At 62.2% G+C, this 11,593-nt stretch carries 10 protein-coding genes and 1 pseudogene; 3 read left to right on the top strand and 8 right to left on the bottom strand.

From position 1 onward, the window contains the following. The first annotated feature begins 60 nt into the window (after positions 1-60). On the top strand, positions 61-657 hold the full coding sequence (locus AB1462_RS10915) for a glutathione S-transferase family protein (RefSeq protein WP_367246719.1): 597 nt from the start codon (positions 61-63) through the stop codon (positions 655-657). Positions 658-794: 137 nt separating this feature from the next. Here the strand turns inward: AB1462_RS10915 and AB1462_RS10910 are convergent, their stop codons facing one another. Continuing rightward, complete coding sequence (locus AB1462_RS10910; protein ID WP_090405866.1) at positions 795-1,562, bottom strand: SDR family NAD(P)-dependent oxidoreductase; 768 nt, start codon at positions 1,560-1,562, stop codon at positions 795-797. Positions 1,563-1,698: 136 nt separating this feature from the next. Between AB1462_RS10910 and AB1462_RS10905 the strand changes: the two genes are divergently transcribed. Together AB1462_RS10905 and AB1462_RS10900 are read left to right on the top strand one after the other, a co-directional pair. Then, complete coding sequence (locus AB1462_RS10905; RefSeq protein ID WP_367246718.1) at positions 1,699-2,847, top strand: aldose epimerase family protein; 1,149 nt, start codon at positions 1,699-1,701, stop codon at positions 2,845-2,847. A 104-nt stretch (positions 2,848-2,951) separates the two neighbouring features. Beyond that, positions 2,952-3,077 (top strand): annotated as a pseudogene (locus AB1462_RS10900) (galactose-1-epimerase); the annotation flags it as partial. Between the two features lie 121 nt (positions 3,078-3,198). On the opposite strand, the gene araH reads toward AB1462_RS10900, so the two are convergent. The 7 genes from araH to AB1462_RS10865 are packed head-to-tail and all read right to left on the bottom strand — an operon-like array spanning position 3,199 to position 11,516. Then, positions 3,199-4,167: an L-arabinose ABC transporter permease AraH gene (gene araH / locus AB1462_RS10895; RefSeq protein ID WP_090405872.1), complete on the bottom strand. Its 969-nt coding sequence runs from the start codon at positions 4,165-4,167 to the stop codon at positions 3,199-3,201. Positions 4,168-4,176: 9 nt separating this feature from the next. Then, positions 4,177-5,679, bottom strand: a complete 1,503-nt coding sequence (araG, locus tag AB1462_RS10890; RefSeq protein WP_367246717.1) for an L-arabinose ABC transporter ATP-binding protein AraG — start codon at positions 5,677-5,679, stop codon at positions 4,177-4,179. Further along, positions 5,676-6,680 (bottom strand): substrate-binding domain-containing protein, encoded by a 1,005-nt coding sequence (locus AB1462_RS10885; RefSeq protein WP_090405878.1) that lies wholly within the window; start codon positions 6,678-6,680, stop codon positions 5,676-5,678. The genes araG and AB1462_RS10885 overlap by 4 nt, the downstream gene beginning before the upstream one ends. A 31-nt stretch (positions 6,681-6,711) precedes the next feature. After that, positions 6,712-7,575: an SMP-30/gluconolactonase/LRE family protein gene (locus tag AB1462_RS10880; RefSeq protein WP_367246716.1), complete on the bottom strand. Its 864-nt coding sequence runs from the start codon at positions 7,573-7,575 to the stop codon at positions 6,712-6,714. A 19-nt stretch (positions 7,576-7,594) separates the two neighbouring features. Further along, on the bottom strand, positions 7,595-9,175 hold the full coding sequence (locus AB1462_RS10875; protein ID WP_315338656.1) for an aldehyde dehydrogenase (NADP(+)): 1,581 nt from the start codon (positions 9,173-9,175) through the stop codon (positions 7,595-7,597). 10 nt (positions 9,176-9,185) lie between these two features. Continuing rightward, positions 9,186-10,178, bottom strand: coding sequence for an AraD1 family protein (gene araD1 / locus AB1462_RS10870; RefSeq protein ID WP_367246715.1), 993 nt, complete (start codon positions 10,176-10,178; stop codon positions 9,186-9,188). A gap of 15 nt (positions 10,179-10,193) precedes the next feature. Continuing rightward, the gene (locus AB1462_RS10865) at positions 10,194-11,516 is read right to left on the bottom strand and encodes an MFS transporter (protein ID WP_367246714.1); all 1,323 of its coding nucleotides are present in this window, start codon (positions 11,514-11,516) and stop codon (positions 10,194-10,196) included. Between the last annotated feature and the right edge of the window lie 77 nt (positions 11,517-11,593).

Raw genomic sequence — 11,593 nt, 5'->3', positions numbered from 1 at the left:
CCGGGCGACCGAGTGCCCTTAATCTCTTGAGCTCATCACCCTGATAGCAATGGAGGCTTCATGAAACTGGTCGGCATGCTGGACTCGCCCTACGTACGCCGCGTGGCAATTTCCCTGGACCTGTACGGGGTGGATTTCGTGCACGAGCCCTTGTCCGTGTTCCGCACCTTCAACGAATTTGCGCAGATCAACCCGGTGGTCAAGGCCCCTACCCTGGTGCTGGACGATGGCACGGTATTGATGGACTCCAGCCTGATCCTGGATTACCTCGAAGCCCTGGCCCCGGCTGACAGGAAGCTGCTGCCCCAGCAACCGGCGGCACTCGCCAAGGACTTGCACGTTCTGGGACTGGCGCTGGCAGCCTGTGAGAAGAGCGTGCAGATCGTCTATGAACACAACCTGCGCCCGGCCGAGAAACTGCATGCACCGTGGCTTGAGCGCGTGACCGGCCAATTGCTCGCCGCCTATGCGTTGCTGGACAAGCAACTGGACGACAGCGAAGCACTGACCCAGGCGTCGATTACGGCGGCGGTGGCGTGGTCGTTCAGCCAGTTCACCGTGGCGTCGGTGGTCAAGGCGGATGCGTTTCACAACCTGCAACGGCATGCCGAGCGACTGGAGCAGCATCCGGCGTTCAAGCGTTACCCCATCGAATAAGCGACACCGTTCAAATGTGGGAGGGGGCTTGCTCCCGATAAGGGTGGGTCAGTTATAGAAGTACTGCCTGAACCACCGCTATCGGGAGCAAGCCCCCTCCCACATTGGCCTGGGTTGCATGAAGGATTGAGTCAGGCTCAGACCCAGCCGCCATCCACAATAAAGTTCTGCGCCGAACACATCGCCGACGCATCGGAAGCAAGAAACAGCGCCATATTGGCGATGTGTTCCGGCAGGACGCTGCCGGGCAGGCACTGGCTGCGGCTGATCAGTTCCCTGGCGGCGTCATCCACCCACATGGCCAGCTGTTTGTCGGTCATCACCCAACCCGGCACCAGCGTGTTCACACGGATACGGTTCGGGCCCAGCTCGCGTGCCAACGCGCGGGTCATGCCGTGGGCGGCGGCCTTGCTGGCGGCGTACACCGGGTAGCCGGCGGAGGCCATCATCCAGCCGACGGAGCCGAGGTTGATGATCGAGCCGCTGCCGGCGCGTTTCATCATCGGCACCACGGCCTTGGCGGCGAAGAAGGCGTGTTTGAGGTTGACCGAGATCAGCCGGTCGAACATTTCCGAATCGACCTCTTCCAGGGTGTGACGCACGTCATTGGCAGCGTTGTTCACCAGCACGGTGATCGGCCCCAGGGAATGCTCGAAGCGCCCTATCGCCGCCTTGTAGGCGATTTCATCGGTGATGTCGCAACACACGAACTCCACGGTGTGCCCCTGGGAACTCAACAGCGCCGCCAGGCGTTCGCCCTGGCTTTGCGCGCGATCCACAAAGCCGACCTTGGCACCCTGCACAGCGAAGGCCCGCACCATGAATTCGCCGATCCCCGAGGCGCCCCCGGAAATCAATACGGTCTTGCCCTTAAGGTCGGGATAAACGGCGTGTTCACTACTCATAAAAGGATGCCTCGATCAATTAGTCTTATTTTATTTTACGAAACCGGGGTAAAAGGCTATAAATTCGCTGTCACAACGACAAAATATCGCTATTAGTAGAACTATTCCACTCAAAACAACAAAAGGAAGTTCGACCATGAAGCACCCTCGATACCTGCTGTCCGGACTGGCGCTGTCCATGCTGATCGCCAGCGGCGGCGCCCAGGCAGCCGGCCTGAGCAGTGAGCAAAAACCTTTCGGTAAAACCAACGACGGCACCGCCGTCGAACAGTACATCTTGCGCAACAGCCACGGCATGCAAGCCACGGTGATCACCTACGGCGGCGTGCTGCAGTCGCTGAAAGTGCCGGATAAAAACGGCAAGGTCGACGATGTGGTACTGGGCTTTGACGACGTGCAAGGCTATCAAGCCGGTACGGCGTTTTTCGGCGCAACCATCGGTCGCTTCGGCAATCGCCTGGCTGGCGGCGCCTTTGAACTCGACGGCAAGCGCTTCCAGGTGCCGCTCAACGATGGCCCAAACTCCTTGCATGGCGGCGCCCAGGGCTTCGACAAGCAGGTGTGGAAGGCCGAGCCGGTCAAGGACAAGGACTCGGTCGGTGTGAAGCTGAGCTACCTGTCCAAGGACGGTGAGATGGGTTTTCCCGGCAACTTGAAAACCGAAGTCACCTACCGCCTCAACGACAAGAACGAACTGCACATCGATTACAAAGCCACCACCGACAAACCGACGGTGCTCAACCTCACCAACCACAGTTACTTCAACCTGGCCGGTGCGGGTAACGGCGACATCCTCAAGCAAGTCGCTACCTTGCACGCCAGCCATTACACCCCGGTGAATGCCACCCTGATTCCGACCGGCGAACTCGCACCGGTCAAGGGCACGCCGATGGACTTCCTCAAGCCCACCCCGATCGGGCAGCACATCAAGGAGGATCATCCGCAGCTCAAGTTTGCCGAGCCCAAACAGGGTGGGTTTGACTTCAACTGGGCGCTGGATACCAAAGGCGACGTCAAGCAACTCGCCGCCGAGGTGCATGACCCGGCATCAGGCCGACGCTTGCAGCTCTACACCAGCGAACCGGGCGTGCAGTTCTATACCAGCAACTTCCTTGATGGCTCGGTGAAGGGCAAAGGTGGCAAGACTTACCTGCACTGGAGTGGTTTCACCTTGGAGACCCAGCACTATCCGGATGCGCCTAACCAACCAAACTTCGCCTCAACTCGCCTGAACCCAGGACAGACCTATACCCAGAACACCGTCTTCAAATTCACCGCCGATTAACGCACCCCACTCGCAGCTGTCGAGCCCTGGCGAGGCTGCGTACGCGGTATGTCTGACACACCGCTACGCAGCCTCGCCAGGGCTCGACAGCTGCTACGCCAAGGAGCGGTTTCACCCTGGAGACCCAGCATTTCCCGGATGCGCCTAACCAACCGACGTTTGCCTCGACCCGTTTGAATCCGGGGCAGACCTACAGCCAGAACACCGTCTTCAAATTCACCGCCGATTAACGCACCCCACGCGTAGCAGCTGTCGAGCCCTGGCGAGGCTGCGTACGCGGTATGTCTGACACACCGTTACGCAGCCTCGCCAGGGCTCGACAGCTGCGCCAAGGTATCGGTGCAATGACCCTTAGCGTTGTTTCATGCGGTCGATGACCACCGCCAGCAGCAGGATCGAACCGCGGATCACGTACTGGTAGAAGGTGTCGATGTTCTTCAGGTTCATCGCGTTCTCGATGATCGCCAGGATCAACACCCCGGCGATCACGTGGCGAATCATCCCCACCCCGCCGCTCAGCGACACCCCGCCCAGCACGCAGGCAGAAATCACCGTCAGCTCGAAGCCCTGGCCGATCATCGGCTGGCCCGAGGTCATGCGCGAGGCGAGGATCACACCCGCCAATGCACCGATCAGGCCATGCACGGCGAAGATCAGGATCTTGGTGCGGTCGACGTTCACCCCCGCCAGCAACGCCGCTTCCGGGTTGCCGCCAATGGCCATGGTGTTGCGCCCGTAGGTGGTGTAGTTGAGCAGCCAGCCGAAAAACAGGAAACACACGATGGTGATCAGGATCGGCACCGGCACGCCGAACAACTGGCCATTGCCAAAGATAAAGAACTGGTCCTGGGACACCCCCACCGCCTTGCCGTCGGCAAAGATATACGCCAGGCCGCGCACGATCTGCATGGTCGCCAAGGTGGTGATTAACGCATTGACCCGCAGCTTGGCGATCACGATGCCGTTGATCAGCCCGACCACCAGGCCCATCAGCAGCGCCGCGCCGATGCCCAGCATGACGCTGTCGGTATCGCGCATCACAATCGCCGCCACCACGCCGGCGCAGGCGATCACCGAGCCCACCGACAAGTCGAAGTGCCCCGACGCCAGGCAGAACAGCATGGTGCACGCGGCGATGCCCACCGTGGAAATCGCCAGGCCTAGGCCACGCATGTTCAACGGCGAGAGGAAGTTATCAATAAGCAAGGCGCACAGGACAAAGATGCCCACCGCCGCCAGCAACATCGCCCAGTTGTCGAGCAGTGCGCGCATATCGAGGGGTTTGCGTGCCGTCGGCAGCGCGTTGTTTTGAGTCGTCATGGTCTTCTCTCAGTTCGCCAGGCCGCGCGGCAGGGCCAGTTGCAGCAGGTTGGATTCAGTCGCGTGTTCACGGGTTTGTTCGCCGCGCATCGCGCCTTCGCACAGCACCAGGATGCGGTCGGAGATGCCCATCACTTCCATGAGGTCGCTGGACACCACGATCACCGCAATGCCCTGGGCCGCGAGGTTATGGATAATCTGGTAGATCTCGGCCTTGGCGCCGATGTCGATACCACGCGTCGGCTCATCCAGCAGCAGGACCTTCATGGGCATCGACAGCCAGCGGCCAAGAATGGCTTTCTGCTGGTTGCCGCCGGACAGGTACATGATCTTTTGCGCGGCGGTCGGGGTTTTGACTTTCATCGCCTTGATCTGCTGGTCGGCGTTGCCCTTCTCCCAGCCATCGCGCAGCAACCAGCCGAACGCCGAGTGGGCGCCACGCGCGCTGATATTGATGTTCTCGGCGACGCTTGAGAGCGGAATGATGCCTTCCTTCTTGCGGTCTTCCGGGCACAGCAGTACACCGGCGGCGATGGCGTCGCGGGGTGAACGCAGTTGCAGGGCCTTCCCGCATAACTCAAGGCTGCCGGCACTGGCGCGCTCTAAACCACTGAGCAAACGGAACAGCTCCGTGCGCCCTGCCCCCACCAAGCCGAACAGGCCGAGGATTTCGCCCTTGCGCACGTCAAAACTGACCGGCTCACGCAAACCCGGCCCCAACAAACCATCGACCTTGAGCGCCACCTCGCCGTGCTCGCGCGGGCGGTAGTCGTAGATGTCCTGGATGTCGCGACCGACCATGCAGGTCACCAACTGGTCGTGGGTCAACGCACTCATGTCGTCGAAGGTCCGCACATAGCGGCCGTCCTTGAACACCGTGACCGCGTTGCAGATGCGGAACACCTCTTCCATGCGGTGCGACACGTAGAGCACCACTTTGCCCTCGTCGCGCAGGCGCGTGATGATCGCCATCAAGCGGTCGATCTCCCGCGCCGAGAGGCTGCTGGTCGGTTCGTCGAAGGCAATCACATGAGCGCCACGGGACAGCGCCTTGGCGATTTCCACCAGTTGGCGCTGACCCAGGGACAGGCGCCCGAGTTTTTCCTCGGGGTCGATTTCATCCGCCAGGCCCTTGAGACAGGCCAGGGCCTGCTTGCGCAGCAGGCCCCGGTTGACCACGCCAAAGCGCGATGGCAAATGCCCGAGGAACAGGTTTTCGGCGACGGTCATTTCCGGCACCAGATGCAGCTCCTGGTGGATCACCGCGACGCCGCTGGCGATGCTGTCGGCGGCGCACTTGAACGCCATGGTCTGCGCGCCAATATGCACGCTGCCGCTGCTGGGGATATAGGCGCCGCCGAGGATCTTCAGCAGCGTCGACTTGCCCGCACCGTTCTCGCCCATCAAGGCGTGCACCTGCCCCGGCAAGGCGGTGAAGCTGATGCCGTCCAGCGCCTTGACCCCAGGGAAAGTTTTGCCGATAGCGTCAAAACGCAGGGCCGCCGCAGTCATTTCCACAGCCCGATCTTGGTCAGTTCTTCCTGGAAGTTGGCGCGGGTGATCAGGGTCACTTCGTCCATGGCCGTGTATTTAGGCGGCTCAGTGCCCTTGGTGACCCACTCGTACATCATCAGCGCGGTGTTGTAGCCCTCGATGTGCGGGCTCGGCAGCATCGAGCCGAAGAAGCCGCTGTTGGCTTTCTTCAATTCGCCGATAGCGTCGGTGCCATTGATGCCGATGCCGATCACATTGGCGGCGGCGAAACCGGCGCTTTCGGTGGCGCGCACGCCGCCGAGCACGGTGTTGTCATTCATGCCGCCGATGATCAGGTTTTTCGCGCCGCTGGGCAGCTTGACCAGGGCCGAGTTGGTGGCGTCCATGCTGCCGGGAACGTCGAGGGTTTTCAGCGCAGCCGTCAGAATGTGGTCCTTGGGAATGCCGGCTTCTTCCAGGGATTTGATCGAGCCGTCGGTGCGTTTCTTACCGGTGTCGAGTTCATTGAAGGTGTTGATCACCGCGTAGGTGTCCTTCCAGTCCCAACCGCGTTTTTTTGCTTCGGCAGCCATGGCCGCGCCCTGTTTCTGGCCCACTTCAAACGCGGCCATGCCCAGGTACGGCACGTCCTCCATGAAGTTGCCTTTGGCGTCGACAAAGCGGTCATCCACGGCAATCACTTTCAAGCCGTTGGCCTTGGCCTTCGCGACGATGGCCGGGCCCAGGGACACGTCCGGCGGGCAGATCACAAAGCCCTTGGCGCCGTTGGCGGCCAGGCTGTCGATGGCCGAGAGGGTTTTCTCGCCATCGGGCACGGCGATCTTGATCACGGTAAAGCCATGCTCCTTGCCGGCTTTCTCGGCAAAGGCCCATTCGGTCTGGAACCACGGCTCCTCGGCCTGCTTGACCAGGAAACCGATCTTCACTTCTTCAGCGGCCAGCAACAGCCCGCTCAAGCTCATGGCCGAGACCGCCACAGCGGCGCAGCACAGGGAACGGATACCACGACGACGATTCATACGGGTGACTCCTTGTTGTTGTTTTTAGGCATTAACCGGCAAAGCGATGGCAAGGCATGCCGGGGACATCGACTTCGATGGCCAGCACCGCGCCGTCCAGAGGGTGATCCAATGGGCTGGCGGCGCTGGTGATATACAAGGTGGTGAGGTTGGGGCCACCGAATACGCAACTGGTGGGGCGACTCACGGGCAACTCGATAATGCGGTCCACCTCCCCCTCGGGCGTCAGGCGCAGCAGGCAATTGCCGTCCCAACGGGCGTTCCAGATGTAGCCTTGACTGTCCATGGCTGAGCCATCCGGCCCGCCGCGTGCGTGCGGTCCGAACCACAGCGTTGCCGGCTCAAGTTGGCCGTCGGCTTGGATCGTATGCTGGTAGAGCGTAGCGTCCAGGCTGTCACCGAAATGCACCTGCCTGCCGTCCTCGCTCCACAGCAAGGTGTTGGGAATGCCCAGGCCGTGGAGCAACGGCGTGACCTGTGCATCCGCATCGATACGAAACAGGCCGCCGGAGCGCCGCGTGATCGGCAGGTCTTCGCAGTGTTCGCCGATGTTGTTCTGCATGGTGCCCAGCCACAGGCGGCCCTGGGCATCGCAGCGCGCTTCATTGCCACGGTTGCCCGGTTGCGGGTCGGCCACGCAGAGCAGGGTCAGGGCTTCGGTGGCCAGGTCCAGGCGGTAGACACCGCTGCTCAAGGTCACCAGCGCATCACCACTTTCACACGGGATAAACGCCGAGACGTGCTCGGGCAACTGCCAGATCTGCAACTGCCCGCCCATCAGGCGCAGGGCCTGTTTGCCGGCGATATTGACCCAGTACAGCGCCTGGGTCGGCACGTCCCAGAACGGGCCTTCCCCCAGTTGCGCACGGTGCTCAGTGACAGCGGTACACGACATGACGCCTCCTGATGAGTGTTTACAGCGAATCGCGCGATGGCGTGCCATCCACCAGGCGCTGGATGCGCAACGGGTTGGCGTTTTTCAACGCGTCGGGCAGCAGGCTGTCAGGGTAGTTCTGGAAGCACACCGGACGCAGGAAACGGTCGATGGCCAAGGTGCCGACCGAGGTGCCACGGGCATCCGACGTCGCCGGGTATGGGCCGCCATGCACCATCGAATCGCAGACTTCGACGCCGGTCGGGTAGCCGTTGAGCAGGATGCGCCCGACTTTCTGTTCCAGCAGCGGCGTGAGTTCGGCGAACTGTTGAAAGTCTGCCGGTTCGCCAATGATCGTCGCCGTGAGCTGGCCGTGCAGGCCGTGCAAGGCGGCGCTGAGTTGGGCTTGATCAGCAACTTCGACAAACACCGTGGTAGGGCCGAAGACTTCTTCCTGCAGCACTTCATCGCCATCGATCAGCAAGCGTACATCCGCCTTGAACAGCTGCGGTTGCGCCTGATTGCCCGCCTGGGTGCTACCGGCCAAATGCTGAATGCCAGGGTGCGCCAGGAGTTTTTCCAGACCTTTGCCGTAGCTGCTCAGGGTGCCGGCATTGAGCATGGTTTGCGCCGGTTGCTCACCGATCAGTTGGGCGACCTGTTGGGTAAACGCGGTGAACTGCGGCGAAGCGATACCGATTACCAGGCCAGGGTTGGTGCAGAACTGGCCGCAGCCTTGCACCACCGACGCGGTCAGATCCCGAGCGACAGCGTCCGCCCGCGCCTGCAGGGCCTGGGGTAGGACGATCACCGGGTTGATGCTCGACATCTCGGCAAACACCGGAATCGGCTGCGGGCGCGCCGCGGCCATATCGCACAAGGCGCGACCGCCCTTGAGCGAGCCGGTAAAGCCGACCGCCTGGATCGCCGGGTGCTTGACCAGCGCCTCGCCGACGCCGCCACCAAAGATCATATTGAACACACCCGCCGGCATCTCGGTCGCTTCAGCCGCGCGAATGATTGCACTGGCCACCTGTTCAGCCGTGGCCATATGCCCGCTGTGGGCCTTGAACACCACCGGGCAACCGGCCGCCAGCGCCGCTGCGGTATCACCACCGGCCGTGGAAAACGCCAGGGGGAAGTTGCTCGCGCCAAACACGGCGACCGGGCCCAGGCCGATGCGGTATTGGCGCAGGTCCGGGCGTGGCAGTGGCTGGCGATCCGGCAGTGCCTTGTCGATACGCGCACCATAGAAATCGCCGCGACGCAGCACCGTGGCGAACAGGCGCATCTGGCCGCTGGTACGCCCACGCTCGCCCTTGATGCGCGCGGCGGGCAGCGCGGTTTCGCGGCAGACCAACTCGATGAAGTTATCGCTCAGGGCATCCAGCTCGTCGGCTATCGCGTCCAGGAACTGCGCACGGCGCGCGGCACTCAACGCACGGTAAGCCGGATACGCAGCGGCGGCGGCCTTGGCGGCGGCATCCACCTCTTCCGGCGTGGCCTGGTAGAAATCCTGCGGCAAGGTTTCACCGGTGCTGGCATCGACGCTGTGCAGCTTAACGCTGCCGTTGGCGCTGCGCTGGCCGCCGATATAGTTGTGGCCGAGGAACTGGGTCATGTTGATCTCCTTAAAGGGGGGTGACTTGGCCGGGTTCAAATGCCGCATCGCTGTTGCCGACGCCATTGACCAACGGCGCGCCGAACTCGGCCTGGCTGATCTCGAACACATCGCCCGGTTGGGTACGTATACCATCGGCGAATGACAGCGTGGCGGTGCCGAAGAAGTGAATGTGCACATCGCCCGGCTTGAGGAACTGGCGGTATTTGAAGTGGTGGTACTCGAGGTTTTCCAAGCTGTGGCACATATTGGCCTCGCCACTGAGGAATTCGTTCCGCCAGATTTCCTCGCCGTTACGCAGGATACGGCTGGTGCCGGCCAGGTGCTGAGGTAATTCGCCCACGCGCAGCTCGGGGCCGTAGCTGCAACTGCGCAGCTTGGAATGGGCCAGGTACAGGTAGTTCTTGCGCTCCATGACGTGGTCGGAGAATTCGTTGCCCACCGCAAAACCCAGGCGATAAGGCTTACTGTCCGGGCCGATCACATACAGGCCGCCGATTTCCGGCTCTTCACCGGCGTCTTCGGCAAACGGTGGCACCGGGAAGGCTTCACCCGGGCGTATGACGATGCTGCCGTCGCCCTTGTAGAACCATTCCGGTTGCACGCCGGCCTGGCCAGCCGCGGGCTTGCCGCCTTCCACGCCCCATTTGAAGATGCGCATGGTGTCGGTCAAGGCGCTCTCGTCGCCGGCCTGCTGGTGCATTTTGTCCCGCGCCGAGGCGCTGCCCAAGTGGGTCAGGCCGGTGCCGCTGATGAGCATATGGGCCGGGTCCGGGTGGTCCAACGGCGGCAAAATCTTCAGGTCGGCCAGCAGTGCGGCGTAGTCATGGCTGTCGCCCAGGCCCAGGCTCTCGACCTGCTGCTGCAACTTGACGCCCGCCTCGATGGCGGCCAGCGCCAGTTCGCGCACGCTGCGCGCGCTGCGCACTTCGCGCACTGTATCGCCCTCTACAACGCCGACCCGGCGCTCACCGTTGCTTGACTCGAACTGAACTAAACGCATGAAACTTCTCCCAGATTAAGTACGTGTGGCGCCACGGGCGCTGGCGGCGAATTGATCGGCGGGCAGTACGTGCTTGCGCTCCAGCACGCGGTAGACCACGCCGGTCAAGACCAGCCCGAATACCATGACCCCGGACAGGAAGTACAAGCCCGAGGCGAGGTTGCCGGTGTATTCCTTGAGCGCACCGATCACGAACGGACCGATATAGCCGCCGAGGTTGCCCACCGAGTTGATCAAGGCAATGCCCGCCGCCGCACTGGCGCCGGCAAAGAAGCGCCCCGGCAAGGTCCAGAACACGGCGGTGCAGGAAAACAGCGCAAACGCCGCCAGGCACAGCGCGGCCATTTGCAGCACCGGCACACTCAGCCAGGCACTGAAGAACAGGCCGATGGCGCCCAGTACATAAAGCACGGCCAAGTGACCGTAGCGATCATTCAGGCGGTCGGAACTGCGCGGGATGATCAGCAGGCCGATGATGCCGAAGATGTACGGCACGGCGGAGATAAAGCCGGTGACCAGGTCGGTGCCGCCGAACTGCTTGATCAGGGTCGGCAACCACAGGCCCAGGCCGTAGATGCTCAGGGTCACCGGCAGGTAGAACAGCGCCAGCAGCAGCACGCGTGTGTCTTTGAGGGCATGCAGCGGGTTGCCGTGGCGGGTCTGGCCGTAGGCTTGCAGGTCTTTTTCCAGCTCACCGGTGAGCCAGGCCTTTTCGTCGTCGCTCATCCATTTGACCTGCTTGGGGCCATCCGGCAGGTAGCGCAGCACCGGCCAGGTCAGCAGGATCGCCGGGCTGCCGATCACGATGAACAGCCACTGCCAGCCATGCAGGCCGAGGATGCCGTCCATGCCCAACAGGCCGCCGGACACGGGGCCGGTGATCATCATCGCAATCGGTTGGGAGAGGATGAACAGCCCAAGGATCTTGCCGCGATGGCGCACCGGGAACCATTGGGTGATGTAGTACAGGACGCCGGGAAAGAATCCGGCTTCGGCCGCGCCGAGCAGGAAGCGCATCACATAGAAGCTGTGCGGCCCTTGCACGAAGGCCATGCCGATGGTGATTGTGCCCCAGGTGATCATGATGCGCGCGAACCAGCGCCGTGCGCCGAAGCGGTCGAGCATCAGGTTGCTGGGGATCTCGAAGAGGAAGTAGCCAATAAAGAACAACCCCGCGCCCAGGCCATAGGCCGCATCGCCGATACCGACGTCGGCGCCCATGTGCAGCTTGGCAAAGCCCACGGCGGAGCGGTCCACGTAGGCGATCAGGTACAGCAGGATCAGGAAGGGAATCAGTTTCAGCGTAATGCGCCGAATAAGCCGCAGTTCCTGGCTCATGGGGGTCGATCTCCGATTGTTGTTTTTATAGAAGCTCGGGGGACGCCTCTCGCGAAAATCCGCCAGGGTCATACCTC

The organism is Pseudomonas sp. SB113 (assembly GCF_040754745.1).
Lineage (GTDB): Bacteria > Pseudomonadota > Gammaproteobacteria > Pseudomonadales > Pseudomonadaceae > Aquipseudomonas > Aquipseudomonas grimontii.
Note: the sequence above shows the minus strand (reverse complement) of the source record. Positions and strands in the feature narration are given on the sequence as shown.